The organism is Peristeroidobacter soli, from assembly GCF_004138485.1.
Lineage (GTDB): Bacteria > Pseudomonadota > Gammaproteobacteria > Steroidobacterales > Steroidobacteraceae > Steroidobacter > Steroidobacter soli.
This window is the reverse complement of the sequence record NZ_RYEV01000005.1, coordinates 258,954-285,906: the sequence shown is the minus strand read 5'-3', so window position 1 is coordinate 285,906 and position 26,953 is coordinate 258,954. Positions and strand designations below refer to the sequence as shown.

Below are 26,953 nucleotides of genomic sequence, written 5' to 3'. Positions count from 1 at the left end.
CTATTCGTTCGGCACCCAGGACGCGATCGACGCCGAGCGCGTGCCGGTGGCATAGCTCTGCGACATCGCATCCCACCACGCCAGCCCTTTGCTCCAGGTGTAGCCCTTGCTCCAGGTGAAGCCTTTCGACCAGGTAAAACCCTTGCTCCAGGTATAGCCCTTCGACCAGGTGAAGCCCTTGCTCCAGGTGTAGCCCTCGCTCCACGCGTAACCCTTGCTCCAGGTGTAGCCCTTCGACCAGGTGTAACCGTCGGCGTCGACGGTGTCGCCCCAGTCGGTGCTTTCCATGTCCATGATCACGTAATGACCGTTGTCGTCGATGTTGGCGGGGCCACCGAAGTGCGCGGAACCCTCCAGATCGGCTTGCAGATTCAGGCCGCGGTTAGCACAACCGGTCGCGGAGCTGTTGACCGCGGCGACTGCATTGATCAAGCCCGCGCCCTGCTGAAATACGCTGTAAGCCAGCTTGCCCTGAGCGGTGATCGCAGGCCGCGTCGACGCCAGCAGCCGGCACTTCACCGCGTCCGGCGTCAGGCTCGGATCGGCTTGTAACATCAGCGCCACGACGCCCGTGGTCACGGCCGCCGCTTGCGACGTACCCGACATGGTGAACAGATTGCTGGCGAGGTTCATCGAATCCTGGTCCAGCGTCGCGAGATAGCTGCTGCTCGGCATGGACGACGCGATGTGACCGCCCGGCGCCACCATCTCCGGCTTCACGAAGCCTTCGAACGTCGGACCGGCGGACGAGAACGAAGCGAGACGATCGTCGGTCGCATCGTACGGCGTGTTGTTGTCGGTCAACGCACCGACCGTGATCACGTAAGGAACATTGCCCGGCACGGAGATCGTCATCGGGCTCGGGCCTTCGTTACCCGCCGACACCACGACCACGATACCCGCCCGCCACGCGGCCATCACCGCCTGGTTCAACGGATCATCCCAGTAATACGACTGCGGAGGCGCGCCGAAGGAAAGATTCAGCACGCGGATCTTGTACTTGTCGCGATTGGCGACGATCCAGTTCACGCCGGCGATCACGTCGGTGTAACGACCCGCCCCCTCGCCATTGAAAGCGCGTACCAGCACGAGGTTCGACGACGGCGCGATACCGGAATAGCTGCCGTTGAGCGCCTGCGAGCCACTGGCTGCGATGGCAGTCACGTGCGTGCCGTGACCGTACGGATCGCCGGTGATCGGACGATTGCCGTTGGTCACATCCACCGTCGCCAGCACGCGGTTGGCGTAGTTCTGACTCACGTCCTGCCAGAAGCCTGTATCGAGCACGGCGATGGTGACGCCCTTGCCGGTGACGCCCGCGGTGTGCAGCGAATCCGCGCCGATCAGCGCCGGATAATTCGTTTCATAGAGCAGGCCCAGCGTGTTGAGGCCCTTGCCATCCTTCAGCTGCTGCTGAGCGCTCAACTGCTTCACCAGCGGCGAGGTGAGCGAGCTGGTCAGTTGGCTCTGTAACAGCGGAGCGACGATCGGTGTGGTCACCTGCTGAGTCAGCTTGATGACCGCGTTGTTGCCCAGGACACCGGCCAGCGAATCGAACAATCCGCCCCGCGGGCTCACCTCGCGGTCGTCGAACACGCGCACGCTCGCATCGGCACGCAGCGTGGCGACCTGCTCCGGCGTTAGATAAGCCGAAACTGCATTGATCACACTCAACTCACGTTCGGCCTGAACTCCCGCCGAACGCAAGCGTGTCGACGCGGCGTCGGCGGATTTGCTCTGGACGATATACAACGACCGGGCCGGCGCGTCCGCCATGGCGGTACCGGCGGCGACCAGAGCAGTCAATAACAAGGCTGTCGAGCGCATTCGCATGAGTGACTCACGAGTGCGGGACGGTGCGTGTCCCGTAATCGTTATTTCACTCGAATGCAGCTGTAACCGCGTTGGAGTAGTCGCTCGAAACCAGTCAGTACCTGTGACGCGGTTCCCATAACGTGGTGTTAAATGCCGCGCCGCTATTGGTTTTGTTATATCGCGGCAAAAACATCGCCACTGCCGTAGCGGCAGCCCATCTCCAGCAGGAGATCGCGAATTTCCTCGGTATCGACGCCGGCCGCGATCGGCGACAGATCGAGCGCATGAGCGATGCTCATGGTGGCGCGACATACCTTGCGAGCGGTCTCGTCTCTCAACAGCGCGGTCGTCCAGGAACGATCCAACTGCAGACCTGAAACAGGGGCGCTGGCCAGGGAAGGTAACGACGCAACGGCGCGCGCCGCTTCATCCACGACGATTTGCACTCCTCGCTCGTGTAGCGTGCGCAGAGGGTGGATTTCGCGAGCGACAAACGCCTTCTCGGCGATGCGCAGTTCCAGTCGTTCCGGTGGCAGTCTCGCGAGCACGCGCTCGACGTCGGCTGCGAACTCTTCGTGAAGAATGTGATCGCGCAGCGGACCGAATGAAACTCTCATATCCGGCGCGCAGTGCTGCAACTGGGCTGCGAACTCGTCCACGATGGAATCCAGAGCCATTCTGGAAAGATCCACCGCAAGCCCGGTGGCAACGGCGATGCGCAGGAACTCGGCGGGCGGAATCTCACCGCGCAACGGATGATGCCAGCTGAGATAAGCGACGGTCGCCACTTGCCGGCCGGTGGCCAGTTCGTGACGCCCCACGTAACGAAAACGAATGTCACGATTGGCGATGGCGTCGCGCAGCTCCCGACCCAGATCGAGCCGCGACAGCGAACGCACTTGCATGGCTTCGCTATAGAACGAGGGCCGCGTCGTTGCCGCCCGCCTCGCCTCCTCGACAGCGGTACGCGCATGCTCGAGCAGCGCCTCGGCTGACGATGCGTCCACCGCAGACAACGCAACGCCAATGTACGGGGTGAGTCTGAATTCAACGTCGCCCGAGGGAATCGGCGCTCGCAGATGCTTGGTCAGATCCTTGAGGCTCGCGCCGATGGCATCGCGATCGGTCGTGTTCAGCACGACCGATAGCTCATTCTCTCGGAGCTGGCCAGAGTAGTTGGTCTCGCTGGTTCCGAGCTGCTCGTTGACTCGGGCCATGACGGTGCTCATGACCTCTTCCGACACGCGCACCCCCAGAGTCCGCGCGATCTCCGATATTCCTTCCAGATGCACGACGGCGCAGGCGATGGGCATCTCCCGCAGCACCGACGTGGACAGCGAATCGTTCAAACGACGCAGGAACCCCCGCCGATCCAGACCCAGCCAGCGCGGCTCGTCGGCGATCACTTCGCCTGCGCGATCCGACTCCGACAGCACCGGACGAATCACGCCGATGGCGCGACTCGGACCCTGCGGGGAAATTCGCAGCTCGTAACCGCGCCCCTGCTCCTGAAAACGGGTTTCGACTGGAGCGCGACTGGTAATACTCCGGCGCAGCAGCCGCTTGATGAGCGCCGCCGTGGTCGGCGACCAGATCTGCTCGACCTTGTCGCCTGCATCCAGGCCATCGCGGCGAAAGTCGGGAACAGCCTGGCCTCCCGCGTGCGCCACGACCGAACCGTCGCGACGCATGAGGAACACCAGATCCGGCAGTAGATCAATGAGGACAGCGGACATTTGCAGGACGTTACCGTCCAGCACTGCTGCCCTGCCGTGAAGTGATTCCAAGCCACGCAGCGCCCGGCCGGGATCCTGTCGAAAGCGGGAACTGCGTCGCGAAGGCGGAGGTGCGGCCGGACGTGCGCCCGCCTGAAACAGCTGACATAAGCAACCGCGCGGCGGCAAGGTCGCGATATCATTGGCCGATGCTTCAGGCCACGACCTCCTCCGCCGACAGCACGCCGCCCGTGTCGGCGCTGTCGCCGTTCCGGTTTCCGGTGTTCCGCTCGATCTGGTTCGCGAGCGTGGCATCGAATCTGGGTGGATTGATCCAGACGGTGGGCGCGGCGTGGATGATGACGTCCATCGCGAAATCGGCCGACATGGTCGCCCTGGTGCAGACCTCGGTGGCGCTGCCCATCGTGTTGCTGTCGCTGTTCGCCGGGGCGATGGCGGACAACCTGGATCGCCGCAAGGTCATGCTCGGTGCGCAGATTTTCATGCTCGGCGTATCCATCATGCTGACCGTGTGCGCCTGGCAGGGATTGATCACGCCCTGGCTGCTGCTGATGTTCACATTCCTGATCGGCTGCGGGGCCGCGTTCAACGGGCCGGCGTGGCAGGCGTCGGTGGGCGACATGGTGCCCAGAGCGCATCTGGCGGGCGCGGTCGCCATCAACAGCATGGGCTTCAATATTGCTCGCAGCGTTGGCCCGGCGATCGGTGGTGCGATCGTGGCGGCTGCCGGCGCCGCAGCGGCATTTGCGGTGAACGCGGCAAGTTATATCGCGCTGATTACCGTGCTCTCGCGCTGGCGCCCGGTGCGCCCTCCCCAACTGCTGCCCAGAGAAACATTGGGAATCGCGGTCGCGGCCGGCATTCGTTACGTTGCCATGTCGCCGTCGATTCGACGCGTGCTGCTGCGAGGCTGTGTCTTCGGCATCGGCGCCAGCTCGGTGATGGCATTGTTGCCGCTGGTTGCGAAAGATTTACTCACCGGCGGCCCGCTCACCTACGGCCTGCTGTTGGGCGCGTTCGGATTCGGCGCGGTGCTCGGTGCGCTGAGCAGTGCTCGTCTGCGTCAGCGATTGTCGTCGGAAGGACTGACGCGCATCTCTTGCGTGGCCTTCGCAATTGCCGCGGCCATCGCCGGCATCAGCACCTTCTCCACACTCACCGTCGCGATGATGATGATCGCCGGCGCATCGTGGGTGCTGACGCTTTCAACATTCAACGTCTCGGTGCAGCTCTCGACGCCCCGTTGGGTCGTGGCCCGCGCATTGTCGTTGTATCAAGTGACCACATTCGGCGGCATGGCGGCCGGCAGCTGGCTGTGGGGTGTGATCTCCGAAAGCGATGGTGTGAGCCTCGCGTTGTTCGCCGCTGCGTTGGTCATGTTGATCTGCGCGGCGATTGGCCTGCGAGTGCCGCTATCGGAAACCGCCGATCTGAATCTGGATCCGCTGCGCCGATGGGAGGCGCCGGACACCGCCGTCCCGGTCGAGTCACGCACCGGTCCGGTCGTCATTACGGTCGAATACAGAATTCGCGAAGAGGACGTGCTCGAGTTTCTGGCAGTGATGGCGGAACGCCGACGCATCCGCAAGCGCGACGGCGCCATGCATTGGATGTTATTGCGCGACCTCGCCGATGCCAGCGTCTGGGTGGAGCGTTACACGACGCCGACATGGCTCGAATACATCCGGCACAACAATCGGATCACGCAGGATGACGCCACCATTCCCGAGCGCCTGCACGGGTTGCATCAAGGACCGGGCCTGCCCATCGTCAGGCGCATGATCGAGCGACAGACCGGAGCACTCCCCGCCGGCCATGTCTCGACACCGCACGACCTGGCCGAACCTCTGACCGATCCCTCGCGCGCCTCTTGAAGCATTCCGGAGAACATCTGATCAATTGCCACGACTCGACTTCATCGGCTTCGATCGGTGAAGCATTTCAATCAGTCGCAGATTTGCCGAGGCCAGGGAAGTCGATTGATCCGAGCTTCCTTAGGCCAAACCCTTAAATCGTCGACAGCAGCGCGGCGGCCCCTTGTATGTCGCCGCCCGAGTCGTTATCTTGCGCCCCGTCACTGGGGAGTAGCCGCCTTACGCAACGTAAGGAGCCGACGTCAACACACTTGGTCGAAGACCATGGCGTCGGCGGCATCAGCTGGGCGAGACCTTTGACTTTACGACCATGGCCGGGGCCGGCGGTGGGCGTGGAGTCATTGGTATTTGCGCCGCTGGCCCGGGAGTCCCGATTCGTGGAAGCTTTGCTCAGCTCGCTCGGCATGGTCGCATTCGCCGAGATGGGCGATAAGACGCAGCTGTTGTCTTTCGTTCTCGCCGCCCGGTTCCGGGGTCAGCACTGGCCCATCATCGCGGGCATTTTCATTGCCACCATCGTCAATCATGCGCTCGCCGCCCTGGCCGGCGATTGGGTCGCGATGAAAGTCAGCCCCGACGTGATGCGCTGGGTGCTCGGCCTCGCCTTCCTCGCTTTCGCCGCCTGGGCACTGGTTCCCGATACGCTCGATGAAGACGAACAAAAGACCGCCAGGCACGGCGCGTTCGTCACGACGCTGGTGATGTTCTTTCTGGCCGAGATGGGCGACAAGACCCAGCTCGCAACCGTCGCGCTCGGCGCTCAGTTCAACAACCTGCTCGCCGTCACGATGGGCACGACGCTCGGCATGATGATCGCGAACGTTCCGGCGGTACTGCTCGGTGAGACCCTGGCAAAACGCTTCCCGCTGAGCAAGATGCGCTTCGTCGCCGCGGCGCTGTTTGCGATCTTCGGCGCGCTCATCCTGCTCAAGGTGAACTTCGGCTTGGGATTGGGCGGCCTGTAGTCGCCCGAGATCAGCCGCGAATGTCGCCGTCGACATAGAACCAGCGGCCACCCTCTCTCACGAAGCGGCTGCGCTCGTGCAGCCGCGCCGCGGAGCCGCCGCCGATCCGGAATCGAGCGATGAATTCAACTTCCGCCGTGTCGGCGCCGGTGCCACGCGAGTCGACGATCTTCAGACCCAGCCACTTTTGGTTCGGATCGAACTCGATCGATTTGGGTCGCTGAGTGCCGTGCCAGGTGGCGAGCAGATACGGTTCGTTACGCATCACGAACGCCGAGTACCGTGACCGCATCAAGGATTCCGCATCGGGTGCCGGCTCGCCTGCGTGCCATCGCCCACAACAACGTTCATGGGCTTGCGACGATCCGCAGGGGCATGGAGTTTCAATGGGACGTTTCATCGCGAGGTCGTGCTCCGTTCCTGAAAGCGCCGGACCGCCGCATCGATGGTGAAAAAGAAATGATCGCCGCCGAGCGCACTGTACAGGCCGGAGCGTCGCATGACCTCTCGCACCGGCGCCTTCACGCCGGCGATATAAAAGGTGATGCCCTTCTTCTTGAACTCGTCGGACAGCTGATGCAGCGCCGTGTCCGCGGACGAATCGAGATCGTTCACCGCGCTGGCATCGAGAATCAAGGCCTGCAGCTCGCCCTCGTATCCATCGCAGATCTCGTGCAGGCGCTCCTTCAAAAAGACCACGTTCGCAAAATACAATGACGCATCGATGCGCAGAATCACCAGCCCGGGAATGGTTTCCGCTTCCGGAAAGTGCTCGACGTTGCGGAAGATGTTGGTGTTCGGCAGCCGGCCAAGAATCGCCGTGTAGGGTCGCGTGTTCAACGTGATGAACAGCAGGATCGAGGCGACGATGCCCAACAACAGCCCCGGCATCACGCCGATCACCAGAGTCGCGACGAACGTCAACACCAGCAACAATCCTTCCGTGATCTTCACATTGAACAGATAACGGATCTCCCGCGTATCGATCAGCCGCAGCGACGAGACGACCAGGATGGCGGCCAAGGCCACGTTGGGCAGATAGCTGAACAACGGCGTCAGGAACAAAGCGATCAGCAGCATGCACAGCGCCGTCACGATGGCGGCGATCGGCGTCCTCGCCCCTGCCGTTGCATTCAGCGCCGAGCGCCCCAGACTGCCCGAGACGGCATACCCCTGCGACACGCTCGCGCTGATGTTCGCCAGACCCAGCGCCGACAGCTCGCGATTCGCATCGATGTCGTAGCCGTATTTATTGCCGAGCGACTTCCCCACCGAAACGGTTTGCGCGAACCCCACGAGTGCCATCGTCAGCGCCAGCGGCAGCAGCTGTTTGATCTGCGCCCACTCGAAATCGGGAAGGCTGAAATGCGGCAATCCTCGCGGCACGTCACCGAGCACCGCGACGCCGTGCTGATCGAGCCGGAACACGAACGACAGCAGCGTGCACGCCACGACCATGGTGAGCGGGCCTGGCGCCTTCGGCGACAGTTTCGTGAATCCCAGCAACAGCAGAATGCAGCTGACGCCGATGGCGAGCGTCGCGAGGCTCGTCTGATCGGCACGCGACGCTACATCGATCACGGCTTCATACAGATAAGGGAACTGATGCTGAGGAATGCCGAGGATGTGATGCAGCTGACCCAGCACCGTGATGATCGCGATGCCCGACGTGAAGCCGGCCAGCACCGGATAGGAAAGAAAGTTCACCAGAAAGCCGAGCCGTAGCGCGCCCATCAACACCTGCGAAATGCCGATGACCGCGGTGAGCAGGACGGCGAGCGCGATGTAGGCAGCGGTGCCCGCCGTGGCAATCGTGCTCAGCCCGAGCACCAACATCAGCGAATCGACCGTCACCGGTCCCGTCGACGTTTGTCTGCCGCTCCCCGTGAGCGCATACATGATCATTGGCAGGATGGCCGCATACAAACCCATCACGGGCGGCAAACCTGCGAGCAGCGCGTAAGCAATGCCCTGTGGCACCAGCAACGCCGCGACAGTGATGCCCGCAACGACTTCGGTGCGCAGCTGAAAGTCGCCGTACAGCGCCTTCCCGCCCATGATCGGAAACAAACGTTTCGTCAACGTACGCCAGTCACGGGCTTCGATGCCCGGTTTCGCCGCGACACCGGTCTTCTCGATCGCGGCTTGCACGCTCGCGTCCTGCTCTTGTTCGTGGCGCTGAACGTAATGATCGGCGGCGGCGAACAAGGTTCGCTCGCTGGCGGAATTGGGCGACGGCACCTGGGCGGTTTGCAGCATCAACTCGTATGGACCGATCTTGATCCGCTCGCCAGGATGCACGACATGTCGCTGGACCCGATGCGCGCCGACGAAGGTGCCGTTGGAGCTGCCCAGGTCTTCGATGATGCAGCCACTCGCGTCGCTGATGAGCACGGCGTGCTTCCAGCTGACCTGCGAGTCTTTCAAGTGAATGGCGCTGGCCGGATCGCGGCCGATGGCCACAGTGCCGGCGGTCAGTCCATAGTCGCGGTGGGAGCCATCGACGCCTCGCACGCTGACCTTGTTCACACCCGCTCTCGTTATTTTCACCCAGCCCGGAATCATACGCCGGGGCTCGGAACGGCGCCTATGACCCTTTTATACAGCCAACGGCCGGCACCGCCTTGCGGCTTCGCCTTATTGAATCGTGACAGGGCCCACTTGCGTAATGTCCGCAACGGCCCCATCGTCCACCTGTGGGGCCGCTGTGGAGTTTTCACCGACAGGAACAACTCGACAGCCGCCTGAGTACTTTAAATAGGCCAATTAATGGCTTATGGGTCGAAGGAAGCTCGCATGCAGATACAAGTGAATCATGACAACCACGTCCGCCTCACCGGGGAAATCGCCGACCGGCTATCCCAGGCGGTCGAAAGCTCTCTAGCCAAGTTCGCCGACCGGATCACAAGAGTGGAAATGCACCTGGGGGACATCAACGGCGGCAAGGGCGGCCCCGATAAGCGCTGCATGCTGGAAGCGCGCATGTCGAATCTGCAACCCATCGCAGTGACTCATCATGCCGAGACCCTGCAACTCGCCATCGACGGCGCGTTGGAGCGGCTGGATCACGCCATCAGCCACGCCATCGGCAAACGCGAAGCGCACTGAGCGCGTCCGATATCGGCCGTGCGAGAGCCCCAGCTCTCGCACGGCATGACCTGATCGGCGCTCAGATCCAGGTCGATCCGAGCAACCGGCGGAAGTTGCCGCCGAGCACGGCGAGGACGTTCTGTTCGGAATAACCGCGACGGTACAGCGCTTCGGTCAGATCGAAGATTTTCTTCGGATGATCGAAGCCTTCGATGTCGATCTTGTCGCGGAAACCGTAGCTCGCCTTGTACGAGCCGCGCAGCATCTTGAGCTGGTCGGGCGGCATGTCGTCGTAGCCGTTGAGGTCGGCGTCCGAGCCGATGCCGACGTGCTCGATGCCCACCAGCTTCGCCACATGGTCGATGTGATCGACGATGTGATCGATGGTGGTCGGCTCCCGGTCCCGCACGAACATGCGCACGCCGGTGATGCCCATCACCCCGCCCTTCGCCGCCAGCTTCTGGATCGCCTCGTCGGTCTTCAGGCGCGGATGATTGAAAATGGCGCGGCAGTTCGAATGCGTGATGGCGATGGGCTTCGGCGATACCTCGATGGCGTCGAGCGTCGTCTTGTCGCCGCAGTGTGAAACGTCGACCAGCATGCCCACTTCGTTCATGGCGTTGACGATCTCCACGCCGAAATCGCTCAAGCCGCCGTCGACACGCTCGGTGCCGCCGCTGCCCAGCAGATTCTGGGTGTTGTAAGTGAGCTGCGAGCAACGCTGGCCGAGCTGATAATACGCCTTCACATCTTCCTTCTTGCGGAAGTGCTCGGAGTTCTGCAGGCCCGTGATCACGGCGATCTTGCGATCGGCTTTGGCGCGATCGATATCGACGGCGGTATTCACCTGCGTGAACACGTGCGAATTGCGTCCAACGTAACCCTGCCAGGCCGCGATGAAGGACAGCGTGTCTTCAACTGCGCTTGGACCGCCAGTGCCGATGGAATTGTGGAAGGCGGTGATGCCGCAGGTCCGAAACATCTCGGCCTCTTCATCGGTCATGCGTCCCGCATAAGCCTCGGGAGCGAAATTGATCTTCAAGGGCCCGAGCATGTCGATCACGATGGCGCGTTCCACCGTCTTCATGGTCTTCGCCGAGTATTTCTTGGGCGAATCCGCGAACGCCTGGTATTGACCCATGTTGATCATGGGCAAGCCCGTGCTGAGCACGGTGGCGGCAGCGGCGGACTTCAATACGGAGCGGCGAGTGATCACTGCAGGGTTCCCCAGGATATTTGTGGTGGCCCGAGCCTACCGCACGCCGGATCGCGACAGTGGCGAAATCGCGATCCTTGCGACTCGATGTTAGACTGCCGGCATGAGCTCCACCGACGTGACCCTCTATCACAACCCCGCTTGTGGGAACTCTCGTAACACCCTGGCGCTGATCCGCGAGCGCGGCATCGAGCCCACGGTCATCGAGTACCTGAAAACGCCGCCGGACCGGAAAACGCTGCTGGACCTGCTGAAAAAAACCGGGCTGACGCCTCGCGAGCTGTTGCGCGAGAAGGAAGTCGAGAAGTTGAATCTGGGCGACTCCTCGCAGTGGAGCGACGATCAGATCGTCGAGCGGATGCTCGAGCATCCCATCCTGATGAACCGCCCTGTCGTGATCACGCCGCTCGGCGCCGTGCTGAGCCGTCCGCCGGAAACGGTGCTGAAGATCCTGCCGCCGAAACAATAGCGACAGGATCCCGCGCTCGACGCGTTACCAGACGTACTCGAGCTGCACCCAGAACTTGGTCGTGTCCTGATACGCCGCCGGCGTGCGACCTTCGTGCGCCTCATAGAGCGCAACTTTCGCCAGCCCGATGAAGCGCTGATACTTGCCCTGGATCTGCAGATCGACCTCGTCGCCCAGATCCTGCGACAGCCGCTGCGATTCGAAGTCGCGATACACGACCGTCGCGGACAACGTATCGAGCATCGCGACGCCCTTCGCGAGATAACCCACGCTCACATATTTATCGTCGATGCCATTGGCCGGCGTGGTCAGGAACTTGTCGGCCCAGCCGTGAAAGCGATGCATGGTCGCAAGCGGCGTCGAGAAGCCGACGGTGCCATTGCCCTCCATCACTTCCTGACCCAGCGTCACGCTGTATTGGCGATACGTGCCGGTCAGTTCGACCGAATAATAATCGAGGTCGAAGTTGAGTGGATTGTTGCCATAGTCGCTCTGCTGGGCGTATGTGGCCGCGTACGCCAGCTTGATCCTGCTCAGCGGGCGCTCGCCCGCCAACCGGGCGCCAAAGGTTTCGCTGGACACCCGGATCGGGTCCATCGCCACCGGCACGCCATCCAGGTGATCGAAGTCCAGCCAGTAACCAAAGGCACTGAGCTTGCCGAAGCCGAACTGATACGCCGCGTTGGCGAGCACGCCATCGCCGTGATAACGGCCTTGCGGCGAGTCGCGACCGAAGATGCGATTGACCTGGGTCAAGTACGTCGCGTCCAGGGTGAGCGATGATGTCGGCTTGTTGACGATGCGGACCGCATCGAATGTTTGTTCGTTCTGTCGCCAGCCGACATTGCCCACGAAGCGCTGATCGTCGAGGTTGATGCGCTGTCGCCCCAACGTCACCGTCGTGCCGGGCAGCGAGGTATTCACCAGCTGCAGCCGATTGATCTCCTCGCCGGCCGGATCGGGAATCAGGGGATAGGCCGCGTTGCGGGGACGAGAGGCATCGTCACGGTAGTCGCCAGCGAGATCGACGATTGCTTCGCCTTCGGCCAGGAACGTCGTGTTCCACGCTTTGCCGGTTTCGAAGCCAAGCCGCACGCGCAACGTTTCCGCGTCCGATTCCTCCGCCAACGGCGTTTGATCCACATTCTCGTAGCGCAAGCGCGTATCGAAGATCGGCTTCGACTCCATGAGCGCGCCACCGATCACGCCAAAGTCCGCCGCCCCGGCAATGCATGGCACCGCCATGGCCACCGCCAGGCTCAACCGTCGACTCCAGGATTTCATCGTCCGCTCTCCCAGTGCATTCGCTTTTTTTCACTCATGCCGCATGAGTATGCTGACGCTCGCACGACTCCAGGAATGCGAGCAACTCATTACGATATCCGTAGTATCTCGGATGCTCGAGCAACTGCTTTCGAGTCCGCGGCCGGGGCAGATCGATATTCATGACGCGACCGATGCGCGCCTGCGGACCGTTGGTCATCATCACCACTCGATCGGCGAGCAGAATGGCCTCGTCGACGTCGTGCGTGACACAGATCGCGGTCACTTGATTGCGCTTCCACACTTCCATGAGCACTTCCTGCAGCTCCCAGCGAGTCAGCGCGTCGAGCATGCCGAATGGCTCATCCAGCAACAGCAGCTTGGGTGAGAGCGCGAACGCGCGGGCCAGTCCGACGCGTTGCTTCATGCCGTTCGACAACTCAGCCGCCTTTTTCTCCAGCACATCGCCCAAGCCGACCCGAGTCAGGTAGTACTCGACGATGTCGCGTCGTTCCTGTTCGGTCGCATGGGGGTAGACCTGGTTGACACCGAGCGCCACGTTCTCGCGGGCGGTCAACCAAGGCAGCAGGCTCGGCGCTTGAAACACGACACCACGATCCGGGCCAGCGGATGTGACTTCGCGTGCATCCAGAGTGATGCCGCCACTGGAAACTTCGCTGAGCCCGGCGACCATCGACAGCACCGTCGACTTGCCGCAGCCCGAGTGCCCGATCAAGGAAATGAACTCCCCTTTTCGAATGTCGAGCTGGAACCGGTCGACGACCGTCAGCGGCCCTTTCGGCGTCGGAAACACTTTGCTCACATCGTAGAACTCGACGAACTTGTCCAGATTCTCCGCGGGCTTCGGCCGCGTCGCCTTACGTAAGGTCTTCGGCACCGGCGGCTCGATGGGAACCACCGACGGCAGCGCTCGTGTGGAGCTCGCGGCCCCGCTGCGTTGCATGCTCAGGCTCATCAAGTATTGAGAGATCTGCGCACGCAGCCGTCGATAGGAATCATCTTCGTTGACCGCCCTGCGATCGCGCGGCCGGGGCAGATCCACTTTGAATTCACGACCCAGCGTGGCCCGCGGACCTGGCTTCAGGGCAATGATGCGATCCGCCAACAATAGTGCTTCATCCACATCGTTGGTCACGAGGATGACGGTCTTGCGCTGGCGCTCCCAGATCGCCTCGATCTCATCCTGCAAGCGGGCACGGGTGAGCGCATCCAATGCGGAGAGCGGTTCATCCAGCAGCAAGACCTTCGGATCCATCGCCAGGGCTCTCGCCACCGCCACACGCTGACGCATGCCGCCGGATAACTCCGCGGGACGCCGGTCGATCGCATGCGTCAAGCCGACCATCTCGATGTATTTGCGAACGTGTGCCCGCCGCTGCGCGGCCGGCCATTTTGGAAAGACACTGTCGACGGCCAGAGCGACGTTACTCTGGACCGTCAACCAGGGCAGCAAGGAATAGTTTTGAAATACCACGCCCCGATCCGGCGCCGGTCCGGTGACCGGCTGGCCCTGGAACAGCACCTCGCCCGAGTCCGGCGGAATCAAGCCGGCGATGGTCGAGATCAACGTGGTTTTGCCGCTGCCGGAAAAGCCGACGATGGCGACGAACTCGCCCTCTTCGATGCTCAAGTTAACGTCGCTGAGCACCTCGGCCTGTTGCTCCCCCGAGCCGTAACTCTTGCTGATACAGTTGAGCTGTAAAAAGGTCATAAGACTTCTCTTTCAACGACGCACGCCGAAGTCGAGCAGGCTCTGCACCGTGTGCATGATCCGATCGAGCAGGAAGCCGATGATGCCGATGGTCAAGACCGCCACCATCAGTCGCGCCAATGAATCGGAGCTGCCGTTCTGGAACTCATCCCACACGAACTTTCCGAGGCCGGGATTCTGCGCGAGCATCTCCGCCGCGATCAGCACCATCCAGCCCACGCCCAGCGACAGTCGCATGCCGGTGAAGATCAGCGGCAGCGACGACGGCAACACCAGCTTGAACAGCTTGGTGGTCCACTTCAGTTGCAACACTCGCGAGACGTTGAGCAGATCGCGGTCGATGGAGTTCACGCCGACGCCCGTATTGATCAGCGTCGGCCACAGTGAGCACAGCGTGACTGTGATCGAGGAGATCAGAAACGACTTCTCGAACATCGGGTCCGCCGTCACGTAGACCGCGCTCACGATGATGGTCACGAGCGGCAGCCACGCGAGCGGCGACACCGGTTTGAAGATCTGGATCAGCAGGTTCAGCGATGAGTTGATGGTGGCGCTGAGTCCGCACAGGATGCCGAGCGGCACAGCGATCAGTGTCGCCAGCAAGAAGCCGGTGAACACGGTCTTCAGGCTGGTGAGGATCTGATCGATGTACGTCGGCTTGCCGGTGTACTTCACGAACTTGATCCCGGCGTTGGGATCCTTCGCGAGTCTGGCGGCGTTGCGCTTTTCCTGCCGCTCATAGAATGCCGCCGCTTTCGCGCGCTCGGCTTTGTGGTCCGCCCACAAGCTCCGCGCCTGCCCGGCAACCGCAATCGGCCCCGGGATCTGGCCCAGGCTGGTTTGAATACGACTGGACGCCTGGCTCCAGGCGAACAGGAAGACTGCGACAGCCAGCAGTGGAACGCCGAGCTGGCGCCACAGCTCACGCATCTGCTGCTGTGGATTTTCGCCACGACACAGACGCACGATGGGATTGATGAAGCCCAGTCCGACCGTCGCGAACAGGCGCAGTAGGCGCTCGAGCCACAGCGGCGACTCTTTCAACTTCCGAGCTGGTGGCGACACTGCCGCGGGCGTACTCGATGTCGGCGCGGGCGGAGTCTGCTCGCGTGCGATAGCCAAGGTCGATGTGGGCATCAGGTGGCTCCCTGTTTGGTCGCGACATTGCCGCTCTCGACGATCTGACCCTGCTTCAAGCCGATCGTGAGCTTCTGCAAATAATCATTGGGCTTGCGGCCGTCGTACTCGACGCCGTCGATGAATTCCCTGGTCGGCGGGCGGTAGCCGTCGCTGTTCCAGGGGAAGTCTTCCTGCTTCGCCTTCTTCTCTTCGATCAGCAATTTTGCCGCGCGCAGATAGGGCGCGGTGAGATAAACCTTCTTCGCGGTGTCGTGGTACCACTGATCTGTCTGAGTCTGCGGAATCTGTCCCCAGCGGCGCATCTGAGTGAGGAACCACACCGCATCGCTGTAGTACGGATACGTCGCGTAGTAGCGGAAGAACACGTTGAAGTCCGGCACGCTGCGTTTGTCGCCGCGACCAAACTCGAACGTACCCGTCATGCTATTGGCAATCACGCGGTAGTCGGCGCCGACATACTCGGAGCGCGAAAGAATCTGCGCTGCCTCCTTGCGATTCGCGCCATTGTTTTCATCGAGCCATTTGCCGGCGCGAATCAGCGCTTTCAGCAGCGCCACATAGGTATTCGGATATTTCTCAGCCCAGGCCCGCGTGACACCGAGCACCTTCTCTGGATTGTTCTTCCAGATCTCCAGATCCGTGACGATAGGAACGCCGACGCCTTTGAAGATGGCTTGCTGATTCCACGGCTCGCCGACACAGTAGCCATTGACCGTGCCCGCCTCCAACGCCGCCGGCATCTGCGGTGGCGGTGTCACGGAAAGAAACACATCGGCCTTGATCTGGCCGGACACATCGGTGGGCGAATAGAACCCCGGATGCAGCCCGCCCGCGGCGAGCCAATACCGCAGCTCATAGTTGTGCGTGGACACAGGGAACACCATGGCCATCCTGAATGGCTTGCCCGCCGCTTTGAACGCGTCGATCGCGGGCTTGAGTGCGTCCGCTTTGATTGGATGAATCGGCTTGCCCTGCGCATCCGTCGCCAGCTTTGGCTTGATCAGATTCCAGACTTCATTCGAGACCGTGGTCGCGTTGCCATTCAAATCCATGCTGAACGACGTAATGATGTCGGCCTTCGTGCCGAAGCCCACCGCCGCGCCGAGCGGCTGTCCCGCGAGCATATGCGCGCCATCCAGCTCGCCGGTGATGACGCGATCGAGGACGACTTTCCAGTTCGCCTGCGGCTCCAGCGTCACATACAGCCCTTCGTCCTCGAAAAAGCCTTTCTCGTAGGCGATGGCCAGCGGCGCCATGTCGGTCAGCTTGATGAAGCCGAGCTTGAGTTGTTCCTTCTCCAGCGCGAGCTCCGCAGCCGGGGCGTGAGTGGCACTCAACGCGGCGACCGCAATCAGCCAGCAAGCCCGGAACGTTTTCTTCAGCATGGACCCGGTCACTCCCCAGACGATCTCCAGACCAAAAAAAAACGCCGCCGACTTCATTGCACGCGCATGGCATGCAGTGGAGTCGGCGGCGTTGCCCGGCCAGCCCGCTATTGGGCCGGCCCGATGGTTGGAGCGACGAATCGCCCCGTTGCCCTCAGAGTTGCAACGACCGTGCCAGCATCAATGCAGCCAGCCACCTCTCGACAGGACAACGACTTGCGTGTCTGGAGCCAATGGATGCGAGCCGCAATTGAGCCGCAACGGAGCAAACATCCGGTTCAGCTGCACGAAGGTAGCGCAGCGAGATAGCCCGGCAGATCGTCCGAATCGAAGCGAACGCCATCGAAGAGCTCATCGAGCTTGGTATCCGCCGAGGGAACGTTTGTTGTTTTGTCCAACGCGAGACGATACAGATCGGGCCGATAAGTCGCCCGCACCTGTGCAACGTGCTCGGGATCGAATGCGACCTGTCCCCAGCGCACCATTTGCGAATAGAACCACAGCGCATGGCTCACCCAGGGGAACGTGGCGGCGTGCGAAGCTGGCAAATAGAACCCATCCAGGCGCTCCACTTCCTCGCCTCGTTGCAAACAGAGCCGATTCGACAGGCCCCGCAAAAGGATTTCCGCCGGCGCACCGACGAAGCGCGGCTCAGCCAGCAAGCGGGCCAGCTCCGAGTGATTCTCCGGCTGCTCACACCACAGCGCTGCCTTATATAGGGAGCGCACCAGCGCCTGCACCCGGTCCGGATAGCGCTGTGTCCACTCCAGACGACAGCCGAGCACCTTCTCCGGACTCTGTTTCCAGATCGCGGTGGTCGGCAACGCGATGCAGCCGACACCGACCGAGACCGCGACACTATTCCAAGGCTCGCCGACACAGAAACCATCGATCTGGCCTTCACGCATGGCATCGACGAGCAAGGGCGGCGGAATCACGACCAGTCGTACATCCCGATCCGGATCGATACCCGATGCAGCCAACCAATACCGCAGCTCATAGTTGTGCGCGGAGAACGGATAGACCATCGCGAACGTGAACGGCGGCTTGTTCGCTCGTTCACGCGCGCGCACGACCTTGCGAAGGGCCTCACCGAGCGCACGTGGACCCGCGGACAAGGCAGCACCTTCCGCCATCATCAAATCCCACACCCGCAACGAAACAGTGATGGCATTGCCGCCCAACCCCAACGACAGGGGCGCGGCCATGGGCACTTTGAGATGACCGATCCCGAGCGTCGAGGCGATGGCCATGGGACCGAGCATGTGGGCGGCATCGAAATGACCGACGACCACGCGGTCACGAATGTTGGCCCACGACGTCTCGCGCACCAGACGCAGGTCGAGGCCTTCCCCGGCGGCAAAGCCTTTTTCGACCGCGACCGCCAGCGGCGCGCAGTCCATCAATGGAATGAATCCGACGACGGTGGTCACATCACTCATTTGAACAGACTCGACGCAGTCACGACGCTTTGCGCCACCTCACTGATCCGGCGATTCTCATTCATCGCGGCCTTCCGCAGCAGTGCATAAGCGGCCTCCTCGCTCATGCCCCGCTGTTTCATCAGAATGCCCTTGGCCCGCTCCACGATCTTGCGTTCGTCGAGCGCCTGACGGGCGCTGTCGAGTTCCTCACGCAACTTGTTGAAGGCGTGGAACCGGCTGATCGCCATGTCGAGCACGGCCTTCACCCGCTCCTTCTTCAATCCGTCGACCACATAGGAGCCGACGCCGGCATCCACCGCCGCCACGATCATGTCGGTATCGGACCGATCGACGAACATGGCGATGGGCCTGCGCACCACGCGCGACACCTGGAACATCTGCTCCAGCACGTCGCGATTGGGATTCTCCAGGTCGATGACGATGACGTCGGGATCGATGTCGACGATGCGTCGCATGAGGTTGTGCATCTCACGCAGCACCGTCACGTTGTGATAGCCGGCCTCCCGCAATCCCTCTTCGAGAATGCTGGCTCGCATGACGTTCTGATCGACGATCAGCACGCGCAGGGAGGCTTCGGTTTTTGGCCTGACATCGGGCATCGATGGGTCACGGTTGCAATGCCTGTGCCATGCCCACGGCCCTTGCACCATCAGGAGGCGCGACCGGAATCGCACCACTTTAAGCGCGCCCTGCGGGCCGCACGCACCACATCCGCGCATTCAGACGCATGAAGGTCGCCAAAATAGCGGGCAAGTCGCCTCACAAGTCGTGGCATAGCGTTTGCAGCATTGGAAGCATCTTGGCTGCTCCAATGACGGGCGCAGCACCAGTGACTGCCGGTACTCACCTCCGCCACGCGCGGCCTGACGCAGCTCGCTGTCCCAACCACCCTCATCAAACGATCCGGATGCCCTGCTCGGGGCGGTCCGTCATGGGTGCAAGATGTCTGTTAAAAAGCTGGTCGTCATCGGCAATGGCATGGTCGGGCAACGCCTCCTCGAGCGGCTCGCGGACGCGACCGCCTCGTATGAAATCAGCGTGCTCTGCGAAGAGCCGCGCGCTGCCTACGATCGCGTGCAGCTCACGAGCTTCTTCAGCGGCAAGCGCGCGGAAGATCTTGCCCTTACGAGTGAAGACTTCTTCGAGCGCAACGACATCGCGCTTCATCTGAATGACAAAGCCATCGGGATCGATCGCGACGCGCGCTGCGTGCGAACGGCGGAGGGTCGAACCCTCCCCTACGATCAACTGGTGCTTGCCACCGGTTCATATCCTTTTGTACCTCCAATCCCGGGACGAGAACGCGCGGGGTGTTTCGTCTATCGTACGATCGAAGATCTGGAAGCCATTCGCTCGGCCGCCGCGCACAGCACAGTCGGCGTGGTCATCGGCGGTGGTTTGCTCGGCCTCGAAGCGGCCAAAGCGCTGCGCGATCTCGGTTTGAAAACACACGTGGTCGAGTTCGCGCCGCGCCTGATGGCCGTTCAGGTCGACGATAGCGGCGGTCGCGTGTTGCGACAGAAGATCGACGAGATGGGTGTCGGCATCCACACGGGCAAGAGCACGACTGGAATCGTCGACGGCGAACAGTGCCGTCATCGCTTGAACTTCGCCGACGGCAGCGCGCTCGAAGCGGACATCGTGGTCTTCTCCGCCGGCATTCGACCACGCGACGAACTGGCCCGCGCATGCGGACTGAGTGTCGGTGAGCGTGGCGGCATCGTCATCGACAGCGACTGTCGCACCTCCGATCCGGACATCTTCGCCATCGGCGAGTGCGCGCTATGGAACGGTAAGCTGTACGGCCTGGTCGCGCCCGGCTACCAGATGGCCAGCGTCTGCGCCGCGCGCTTGCAGGAGACCGCCGACCCGATTTTTACGGGCGCGGACATGAGCACGAAGCTCAAGCTCATGGGCGTCGATGTCGCGTCGATCGGCGATCCGCACTGCTCGAGTCCGGGCTCGCGCGCCTACGCCTTCGTCGATGAGCGCAAGCAGGTTTACAAAAAGCTGGTCGTGAACGACGACGGCACCCGACTGCTCGGCGGCATTCTGATCGGTGACGCGGATGACTATGGCGTGCTGCTGAACATGATGCTCGACGGCACGGCGCTGCCGTCGAATCCCGAAGAGTTGATCGTCCCGAGCTTCGGCAGCTCCGAACAACCCAAGCGCGCCGGCGTCGCAGGCCTGCCCGCCACCGCCCAGATCTGTTCCTGCAACAACGTCAGCAAAGGCATGATCTGCTCTGCCATCGATGCCGGCTGCAAGACCATCGGCGCATTGAAAAGCTCGACCAAGGCTGCAACGTCCTGCGGTGGCTGTACCGCCCTCGTCACTCAGATTCTGAAAGCGGAGCTGGCGAGCCGAGGCGTCGCGGTCAACAACCACCTTTGCGAGCATTTCCGTTACTCGCGCCAGCAATTGTTCCATCTGGTGCGCGTCGGTCAGCTGAAGAGCTTCGACGAAGTGCTCGGGAAGCACGGCCGCGGTCTGGGCTGCGACATCTGCAAACCCACTGTCGCCTCCATCCTGGCGTCGTGCTGGAACGAGTTCGTGCTGAAGCGCGACAAGGCCACGCTGCAGGACACGAACGACTACTACCTCGCCAACATGCAGAAGGACGGCACCTACTCCGTCGTCCCGCGCATCGCCGGCGGCGAAATCACGCCAGAGAAGCTGATTGTCATCGGCGAGGTGGCGAAGAAGTATGGCCTGTACACCAAGATCACCGGCGGTCAGCGCATCGACTTGTTTGGCGCGCAGGTTCACGAGTTACCACTGATCTGGCGCGAGCTGATCGATGCGGGCTTCGAATCCGGTCACGCTTACGGCAAATCCGTGCGCACCGTGAAGTCCTGCGTCGGCTCGACGTGGTGTCGTTACGGCGTTCAGGACAGCGTCGGTTTCGCCATCGACATCGAAAACCGCTACAAAGGTCTGCGCTCTCCTCACAAGCTCAAGTTCGCAGTCTCGGGCTGCACCCGTGAATGCGCCGAAGCGCAGAGCAAGGATGTCGGCATCATCGCCACCGAGAAAGGCTGGAACCTGTACGTGTGTGGCAACGGCGGCATGAAGCCTCGTCATGCCGACTTGCTCGCCGGCGATCTGGATCGCGAAACGTTGATCCGCTACATCGATCGCTTCCTGATGTTCTACATCCGCACCGCCGACCGCCTGCAGCGCACGTCGGTGTGGCTCGACAATCTGGAAGGCGGACTCGACTACCTCAAACAGGTCGTCATCGAAGACAAGCTCGGCGTCGGCGCGGAGCTGGAAGCGGACATGGCGCGCATCGTCAACACTTACGAGTGCGAATGGAAGAAGGCCGTGGAAGATCCGCAGACGTTGAAGCGCTTCCGCCACTTCGTGAACAGCGATCGTACCGATGACAACGTCGTGTTCGTGCAGGAGCGCGGGCAGATCCGCCCCGCGACCAACGAAGAGCGCGCTCAGCGCCAACGAGAGGCTGTATGAAGCACGCACACACCTGGAGCAGCGCCTGCTCGTTCGATGACTTGCTGCCCGAAAGCGGTGTCGCCGCGTTGGTCGACGGACGGCAGATCGCCGTCTTTCGGGTCGGCGACGCAATCTACGCACTCGACAACTACGATCCCCACAGTGAAGCCAACGTGCTCTCGCGGGGGCTGGTCGGCGATCTGAACGGCGAGCCCGTGGTCGCCTCCCCGGTTTACAAACATCACTTCAATCTTGCCACCGGTCGCTGCGTCGAGGACGCCGATTACTCGGTACGCGCGTGGCCGACGCGAGTGAGCGACGGCAAGATCTGGATCAAGACCCAACCGCTGCGCAAAACCTCGCGTCGCAAGCTGGTGGTGGTCGGCAACGGCATGGCCGGCATGAAGGTCGTCGAGGAATTGCTCGGCATCCCCGGTCAGCCGTATGACATCATCGTGTTCGGCGCCGAGCCCGTCCCCAATTACAACCGCATCCTGCTGTCCCCGATGCTGGCGGGCGAGAAACGATTCGACGACATCGTGCTCAATCCCATCGAATGGTATCGGGACAATGGCGTCACACTGCATCTCGGCGATCCGGCTGTAGCGATCGATCGAATCCGTCGTCGCGTACGCTCTCGGCACGGGATTGAAGCTGACTACGATCGGCTGCTGCTGGCAACGGGCTCCAATCCCATCGTGCTGCCCGTGCCCGGCAAGGACCTGCCCGGCGTCGTGACGTTCCGCGATCTGCAGGACGTCAACACGATGCTCGCGGCTGCCCGCACGCATGAGAAGGCGGTTGTCATCGGCGGCGGACTGCTGGGCCTGGAAGCCGCCAACGCACTTCTGAAGCAAGGCATGCAAGTCACTGTGGTGCACTTGCTGGAAACATTGATGGAGCGGCAACTCGACCCGGTGGCCGCACAGCTGCTGAGGCAGTCGCTCGAAAAACGCGGACTGCGATTCCACATGCCGGCCAAGACCACAGCCATCCTGGGCACCGATCGAGTCCGAGGCGTGCAGTTTGCCGATGAGACCGTCATCGACGCGGATCTGGTCGTCATGGCCGCCGGCATTCGCCCGAATACCGATCTGGCCCGCGCGGCCGGTCTGCGATGCGACCGTGGCGTGCTGGTCGACGACACCCTGCAAACCTTCGATCCTTGCATATATGCAGTCGGCGAATGCGTCCAGCATCGAAACAACACGTACGGCCTGGTCGCCCCGCTCTACGAGCAGGCCAGCGTCTGCGCGACTCATCTCTCCGAGCACGGCGTCGGTCGATATCGGGGCTCGATGTTGTCCACGCATCTGAAAGTCACCGGCATCGATCTGTTCTCGGCCGGCGATTTCATCGGAGGGCCCGGCAGCGAGGCGCTGGTGTTACGTGATGCGAAGCGCGGCGTTTATAAACGCATCGTCATCGAGGACAACAAGGTGCGCGGCGCCGTGTTGTACGGCGACACTCGCGACGGCGCCTGGTACTGCGAGCTGATGAGCGAAGGCCGCGATGTCAGTCCATTGCGTGACAAGCTGATATTTGGCGAAGCGGTGGCTCGTCGACAGTGAGCATCAGGACGACGTGTCCGTATTGCGGCGTCGGGTGTGGAGTCATCGCTCAATCCGATGCTGCGCGCGGCACGGTCACCATCAGCGGCGATACGACTCATCCCTCGAACTTCGGCAGACTGTGCTCCAAAGGGTCGGCGCTGGGTCAGACGCTCGGCATGGACGGCCGGCTGCTCCATCCGGAGATCAACGGCCAGCGAGTGAGCATGGAGGCGGCGCTGACTCACGTTGCCGCTGGATTCAATCGCATCATCGCCGAGCATGGCTCCGACGCCGTCGCGCTGTATGTCTCGGGTCAATTGTTGACCGAGGACTACTACGTCGCCAACAAGCTGATGAAAGGTTTCATCGGCACTGCGAATATCGACACCAACTCCCGGCTGTGCATGTCATCGGCCGTCGCCGGGCACAAGCGTGCCTTCGGTGAGGACGTCGTGCCGGTGTGTTACGAAGATCTGGAGCTGGCGGATCTGATCGTCCTGGTCGGCGCGAACGCCGCCTGGTGTCATCCCGTCCTGTTCCAGCGCATCGCTCAGGCGAAACAGCAGCGGCCGAAAATGAAGATCGTGGTGGTCGATCCGCGGCGAACCGTAACGTGCGAGATCGCCGACTTGCACGTGCCGGTACGCAGCGGCAGCGACGTGTGGCTCTTCAACGGTCTGCTCGCGTATCTGCACGAGCATGGCCGAGTCGCGAAGGACTTCATCGCGAACCACACGGAAGGACTCGATGAGGCGTTGAGCGTTGCCCGCGAATCCGCCGGTGACGTGAATCGACTTGCCGCCGTCTGCGGGCTCGACACCGAGCGGGTGCTCGAGTTCTATCGAATGTTTGCCGACCATGAGCGCGTCATCACCGCGTTCTCGATGGGTGTGAATCAATCCTCGGCGGGCACGGACAAGGTCAACAGCATCGTCAACTGTCATCTGCTCACCGGGCGTATCGGTCAGCCCGGCGCGGGGCCCTTCTCCATCACCGGCCAGCCGAACGCGATGGGCGGTCGGGAGGTGGGCGGCCTTGCGAACATGCTGGCCGCGCACCTGGACCTGGAAGATGCGAGCCATCGCGAGCTCGTACAAAACTTCTGGCGCAGCCCACGCATCGCCGAACGCGGCGGACTCAAGGCAGTCGAGCTGTTCGATGCCATTCATGACGGCAAAGTGAAAGCCGTCTGGATCATGGCGACCAATCCGGTGGTGAGCCTGCCCGACGCCGACAAGGTCAAGGAAGCGTTGCGACGGTGCGAGCTGGTCGTGGTGTCCGATTGTTTCGCGGGCACCGACACCAACGCGCATGCGCATGTGTTGCTGCCGGCTGCGGGCTGGGGCGAGAAAGATGGCACCGTCACCAACTCGGAACGTCGCATCTCACGTCAGCGGGCCTTCCAAGCATTGAGCGGCGAAGCGCGCCCGGACTGGTGGTTGATCTGCGAAGTCGCACGGCGCATGGGCTTCGACCACGGCTTCAACTACGACAGCGTGCACGAGATTTTCATCGAGCATGCCGCGCTGTCGACCTGGAACAACGACGGCGAGCGCGCCTTCGATATCGGCGGCCTGGCGAAAATCACCTCGACCGAATACGACGAGCTCGCGCCCATCCAATGGCCGGTGCCTGGGCGCAATCATCCCGGGACACCTCGCCTGCTCGAATCCGGGCACTTCTACAGACGCAATCGTCGCGCGCGTTTCGTTCCGACCGCGACACGCGCGCCGGAGCATCGAACCGACGCAGAGTTTCCATGGGTGTTGAACACCGGTCGTATTCGCGATCAATGGCACACGATGACCCGCACGGGTCGCGCGCCTCAACTCAGCGCGCATCTGCCCGAGCCTTACGTCGACATGCATGCGCAGGACGCATTGCTGGCGGCGGTGAGCGACGGTCAGCTCGCGCGCGTTGAAACTCAGTGGGGCGCGCTGGTCGCACGTGTGAAGACCAGCGGTGAAATGCCGAGAGGCACGATCTTCGTGCCCATTCACTGGAGTGGCGCTGTTGCATCCGATGCGCGCGTGGGCGCGCTGGTCAATCCAGTCGTCGATCCGGTGTCGGGCGAGCCGGAGTTCAAACACACGCCGGCGCGCGTCACCCCGTTCCCTGTCAATTGGCATGGATTCGTGCTCACGCGCGCGCCCATCCAAAAGCTGGATGCGGTCTGGTGGACGGCCATCCGCGGCGCGCAGTTCATGCGATATGAGATTGCCGGACGTGGCCACGCACCCGGCTCCACGTGGGCGCGCCAGGCATTACAGGCGATTCATCCCGATATGGATTGGGTGGAGTTCTCAGATCCGGCGTGCGGCGTATTTCGAGGGGCGCTGCTGGTCGAGGAACGACTCGAGGGCTGTGCGTTCATTTCGCCTCGCAGCGATCTGCCCTCACGAACCTGGCTGTCCAGTCTGTTCGCGAAAAAGCGCATCGGTAACGTGGACCGGGTGTCGTTACTCAACGGCGGACCGCCGTCCTCGGCGGAAGATCCTGGCCCGTTGGTGTGCTCGTGCTTTGGCGTGGGACGAACCACGCTGTGCAAGGCCATCGCCCAGGATCAATTGAAGACGCCGCAGGAGGTGGGCCGGAAATTGAAAGCAGGCACGAACTGCGGCTCGTGCCTGCCGGAGATCAGGCAGCTGTTACTGAAATAGCCCTTTGGACTTGCCGCCCTGGCGCAGCACGCCGACCACGATGCCTTCGATGATCAGCGACTGTTCCTTCAAGTCGACCCGGATGGGCTCGAACTCTTCGTTCTCGGGCAACAGCCAGACGATCTTGCCGTCCTGCTTATAGCGCTTCACCGTCACTTCGTTGTCCAGACGCGCGACCACGACCTGACGATTGCGCACTTCCGGCGTGCGATGCACGGCCACCAGATCGCCATCCATGATGCCGATGTCTTTCATGCTCATGCCGCGTACCTTGAGCAGGTAATGCGCGCGCGGTTGAAAGATCTTCGGATCGATCTGATAACGGCCTTCGATGTGCTCCTCCGCGAGCATGGGCCTGCCTGCTGCAACTCGACCAATCAGCGGCAGACCCATCTGCTCACGAAGAGAATCCTTCAATTGAATGCCGCGCGAGGCGCCCGGGATGATGTCCAGCACGCCTTTTTTCTGGAGCGCACGCAGGTGCTCCTCGGCGGCATTGGCTGACTTGAAGCCCATGGCGGTCGCGATCTCGGCCCGCGTCGGCGGCATGCCGTTATCGCGCAGAGACTCCTGAATCAGCTTGACGATCTCACGTTGCCGGGGCGTCAGTTCGGACATGGCGGTTGTATATGCATCCAACGACTGTGCCTATATACAGGTGCACAGCCGCGAAAGCAAGCGACCTCCTGGAAGGAGGTCGCTTGCCGCATCAAACGGGAGTTATTTCGACGTTACCAGCATTTGGCGGCGTCGTTGATGGAGTCGCCTCGCCTGCCGGTTTGGTCGAGTGTCAATGTGCCGCAGACGTCCTGGGCTTGAGCAGCCCGCGGCTGCGCCTGGATCGAATACTGCACCGTGGGGTCGTCGACTGCAGCAAACGAAAGCTGGTAGCGGTCACCCGCGCTGTTGACGCCGGCTCTGAGTCTGCCGAACGCCACGCAATCGTCATGGTTGTAGCGACCGTAGCGCGTGAAGCATTTCTCCAGGTCCTGCGACGCCTGCATCATCGCCGTCTTCGCCTCGGTGCGATTCCCCCGCAGCACATACTGACGATAGTTCGGATAGGCGATCGCGGTGAGGATACCGACGATCGCCACCGTGATCATCAGCTCGATCAGCGTGATGCCGCGCACCGAGCGACGCGATGTTCC

At 62.1% G+C, this 26,953-nt stretch carries 20 protein-coding genes and 1 riboswitch; of the genes, 7 read left to right on the top strand and 13 right to left on the bottom strand.

Annotation, left to right across the window (positions count from 1 at the left end; genetic code table 11):
* The gene (locus tag EKO19_RS22790; RefSeq protein WP_129778875.1) at window positions 1-1,833 is read right to left on the bottom strand and encodes a S8 family peptidase; all 1,833 of its coding nucleotides are present in this window, start codon (window positions 1,831-1,833) and stop codon (window positions 1-3) included.
* A 155-nt stretch (window positions 1,834-1,988) separates the two neighbouring features.
* Window positions 1,989-3,551 (bottom strand): GGDEF domain-containing phosphodiesterase, encoded by a 1,563-nt coding sequence (locus tag EKO19_RS22785; protein WP_175597158.1) that lies wholly within the window; start codon window positions 3,549-3,551, stop codon window positions 1,989-1,991.
* Between the two features lie 188 nt (window positions 3,552-3,739).
* On the opposite strand from EKO19_RS22785, the gene EKO19_RS22780 reads away from it, so the two are divergent.
* Window positions 3,740-5,425 (top strand): MFS transporter, encoded by a 1,686-nt coding sequence (locus EKO19_RS22780; RefSeq protein WP_129778871.1) that lies wholly within the window; start codon window positions 3,740-3,742, stop codon window positions 5,423-5,425.
* A gap of 193 nt (window positions 5,426-5,618) precedes the next feature.
* A riboswitch (yybP-ykoY riboswitch) is annotated at window positions 5,619-5,797 on the top strand.
* A 5-nt stretch (window positions 5,798-5,802) separates the two neighbouring features.
* Window positions 5,803-6,390, top strand: coding sequence for a TMEM165/GDT1 family protein (locus EKO19_RS22775; protein ID WP_129778869.1), 588 nt, complete (start codon window positions 5,803-5,805; stop codon window positions 6,388-6,390).
* Between the two features lie 10 nt (window positions 6,391-6,400).
* On the opposite strand, the gene EKO19_RS22770 is transcribed toward EKO19_RS22775, so the two are convergent.
* The gene (locus EKO19_RS22770) at window positions 6,401-6,790 is read right to left on the bottom strand and encodes a YchJ family protein (RefSeq protein WP_129778867.1); all 390 of its coding nucleotides are present in this window, start codon (window positions 6,788-6,790) and stop codon (window positions 6,401-6,403) included.
* Complete coding sequence (sulP, locus tag EKO19_RS22765) at window positions 6,787-8,919, bottom strand: sulfate permease (protein ID WP_175597157.1); 2,133 nt, start codon at window positions 8,917-8,919, stop codon at window positions 6,787-6,789. Before sulP ends, EKO19_RS22770 begins: the two co-directional genes overlap by 4 nt.
* A 267-nt stretch (window positions 8,920-9,186) precedes the next feature.
* Here sulP and EKO19_RS22760 point away from each other — a divergent pair, with 267 nt between their 5' ends.
* Window positions 9,187-9,498 carry an HPF/RaiA family ribosome-associated protein gene (locus tag EKO19_RS22760; RefSeq protein WP_157995400.1) on the top strand — a complete coding sequence of 104 codons (312 nt, stop codon included), beginning with the start codon at window positions 9,187-9,189 and terminating at the stop codon, window positions 9,496-9,498.
* A gap of 61 nt (window positions 9,499-9,559) precedes the next feature.
* On the opposite strand, the gene EKO19_RS22755 is transcribed toward EKO19_RS22760, so the two are convergent.
* Window positions 9,560-10,696, bottom strand: coding sequence for a dipeptidase (locus tag EKO19_RS22755; RefSeq protein WP_217705529.1), 1,137 nt, complete (start codon window positions 10,694-10,696; stop codon window positions 9,560-9,562).
* A gap of 103 nt (window positions 10,697-10,799) precedes the next feature.
* Between EKO19_RS22755 and arsC the strand changes: the two genes are divergently transcribed.
* A complete protein-coding gene (gene arsC, locus EKO19_RS22750) occupies window positions 10,800-11,165 on the top strand; it encodes an arsenate reductase (glutaredoxin) (RefSeq protein WP_129778852.1) in 366 nt (121 codons plus the stop codon).
* Window positions 11,166-11,189: 24 nt separating this feature from the next.
* Here the strand turns inward: arsC and EKO19_RS22745 are convergent, their stop codons facing one another.
* From EKO19_RS22745 to EKO19_RS22720, 6 genes are all read right to left on the bottom strand, one after another.
* On the bottom strand, window positions 11,190-12,449 hold the full coding sequence (locus EKO19_RS22745; protein WP_129778850.1) for an alginate export family protein: 1,260 nt from the start codon (window positions 12,447-12,449) through the stop codon (window positions 11,190-11,192).
* Between the two features lie 34 nt (window positions 12,450-12,483).
* Complete coding sequence (locus EKO19_RS22740) at window positions 12,484-14,160, bottom strand: ABC transporter ATP-binding protein (protein WP_129778848.1); 1,677 nt, start codon at window positions 14,158-14,160, stop codon at window positions 12,484-12,486.
* 12 nt (window positions 14,161-14,172) lie between these two features.
* Window positions 14,173-15,297 (bottom strand): ABC transporter permease, encoded by a 1,125-nt coding sequence (locus EKO19_RS22735; RefSeq protein WP_129778846.1) that lies wholly within the window; start codon window positions 15,295-15,297, stop codon window positions 14,173-14,175.
* Window positions 15,297-16,685, bottom strand: coding sequence for a CmpA/NrtA family ABC transporter substrate-binding protein (locus EKO19_RS22730; protein WP_129778844.1), 1,389 nt, complete (start codon window positions 16,683-16,685; stop codon window positions 15,297-15,299). Before EKO19_RS22730 ends, EKO19_RS22735 begins: the two co-directional genes overlap by 1 nt.
* A gap of 278 nt (window positions 16,686-16,963) precedes the next feature.
* Window positions 16,964-18,127 carry a CmpA/NrtA family ABC transporter substrate-binding protein gene (locus EKO19_RS22725; protein ID WP_129778842.1) on the bottom strand — a complete coding sequence of 388 codons (1,164 nt, stop codon included), beginning with the start codon at window positions 18,125-18,127 and terminating at the stop codon, window positions 16,964-16,966.
* A complete protein-coding gene (locus EKO19_RS22720) occupies window positions 18,124-18,729 on the bottom strand; it encodes an ANTAR domain-containing response regulator (RefSeq protein ID WP_129778841.1) in 606 nt (201 codons plus the stop codon). The genes EKO19_RS22725 and EKO19_RS22720 overlap by 4 nt, the downstream gene beginning before the upstream one ends.
* A 343-nt stretch (window positions 18,730-19,072) precedes the next feature.
* Between EKO19_RS22720 and nirB the strand changes: the two genes are divergently transcribed.
* Genes nirB through EKO19_RS22705 form a run of 3 tightly spaced genes read left to right on the top strand, consistent with a single transcriptional unit; the run spans window position 19,073 to window position 25,802 of the window.
* The gene (gene nirB, locus EKO19_RS22715; protein ID WP_129778839.1) at window positions 19,073-21,607 is read left to right on the top strand and encodes a nitrite reductase large subunit NirB; all 2,535 of its coding nucleotides are present in this window, start codon (window positions 19,073-19,075) and stop codon (window positions 21,605-21,607) included.
* The gene (gene nirD / locus EKO19_RS22710) at window positions 21,604-23,160 is read left to right on the top strand and encodes a nitrite reductase small subunit NirD (RefSeq protein WP_129778838.1); all 1,557 of its coding nucleotides are present in this window, start codon (window positions 21,604-21,606) and stop codon (window positions 23,158-23,160) included. Before nirB ends, nirD begins: the two co-directional genes overlap by 4 nt.
* Window positions 23,157-25,802, top strand: coding sequence for a nitrate reductase (locus EKO19_RS22705; protein ID WP_246038944.1), 2,646 nt, complete (start codon window positions 23,157-23,159; stop codon window positions 25,800-25,802). The genes nirD and EKO19_RS22705 overlap by 4 nt, the downstream gene beginning before the upstream one ends.
* Here EKO19_RS22705 and lexA read toward each other — a convergent pair.
* Together lexA and EKO19_RS39270 are read right to left on the bottom strand one after the other, a co-directional pair.
* Entirely contained in the window at window positions 25,791-26,420 is a 630-nt protein-coding gene (gene lexA / locus EKO19_RS22700; RefSeq protein ID WP_129778834.1) for a transcriptional repressor LexA, read from the bottom strand. The two genes, EKO19_RS22705 and lexA, sit on opposite strands and share 12 nt — an antisense overlap.
* Before the next feature lie 113 nt (window positions 26,421-26,533).
* On the bottom strand, window positions 26,534-26,935 hold the full coding sequence (locus EKO19_RS39270) for a type IV pilin protein (protein WP_281281095.1): 402 nt from the start codon (window positions 26,933-26,935) through the stop codon (window positions 26,534-26,536).
* Window positions 26,936-26,953: the final 18 nt, after the last annotated feature.

Coding starts and splice junctions, on each gene's coding strand:
- EKO19_RS22790 (WP_129778875.1), bottom strand. CDS start 1,833: ATGCGAATGCGCTCGACAGCCTTGTTATTGACTGCTCTGGTCGCCGCC.
- EKO19_RS22785 (WP_175597158.1), bottom strand. CDS start 3,551: ATGTCCGCTGTCCTCATTGATCTACTGCCGGATCTGGTGTTCCTCATG.
- EKO19_RS22780 (WP_129778871.1), top strand. CDS start 3,740: ATGCTTCAGGCCACGACCTCCTCCGCCGACAGCACGCCGCCCGTGTCG.
- EKO19_RS22770 (WP_129778867.1), bottom strand. CDS start 6,790: ATGAAACGTCCCATTGAAACTCCATGCCCCTGCGGATCGTCGCAAGCC.
- EKO19_RS22760 (WP_157995400.1), top strand. CDS start 9,187: ATGCAGATACAAGTGAATCATGACAACCACGTCCGCCTCACCGGGGAA.
- arsC (WP_129778852.1), top strand. CDS start 10,800: ATGAGCTCCACCGACGTGACCCTCTATCACAACCCCGCTTGTGGGAAC.
- EKO19_RS22745 (WP_129778850.1), bottom strand. CDS start 12,449: ATGAAATCCTGGAGTCGACGGTTGAGCCTGGCGGTGGCCATGGCGGTG.
- EKO19_RS22740 (WP_129778848.1), bottom strand. CDS start 14,160: ATGACCTTTTTACAGCTCAACTGTATCAGCAAGAGTTACGGCTCGGGG.
- EKO19_RS22735 (WP_129778846.1), bottom strand. CDS start 15,297: ATGCCCACATCGACCTTGGCTATCGCACGCGAGCAGACTCCGCCCGCG.
- EKO19_RS22730 (WP_129778844.1), bottom strand. CDS start 16,685: ATGCTGAAGAAAACGTTCCGGGCTTGCTGGCTGATTGCGGTCGCCGCG.
- EKO19_RS22725 (WP_129778842.1), bottom strand. CDS start 18,127: ATGAGTGATGTGACCACCGTCGTCGGATTCATTCCATTGATGGACTGC.
- EKO19_RS22720 (WP_129778841.1), bottom strand. CDS start 18,729: ATGCCCGATGTCAGGCCAAAAACCGAAGCCTCCCTGCGCGTGCTGATC.
- nirB (WP_129778839.1), top strand. CDS start 19,073: ATGTCTGTTAAAAAGCTGGTCGTCATCGGCAATGGCATGGTCGGGCAA.
- nirD (WP_129778838.1), top strand. CDS start 21,604: ATGAAGCACGCACACACCTGGAGCAGCGCCTGCTCGTTCGATGACTTG.
- lexA (WP_129778834.1), bottom strand. CDS start 26,420: ATGTCCGAACTGACGCCCCGGCAACGTGAGATCGTCAAGCTGATTCAG.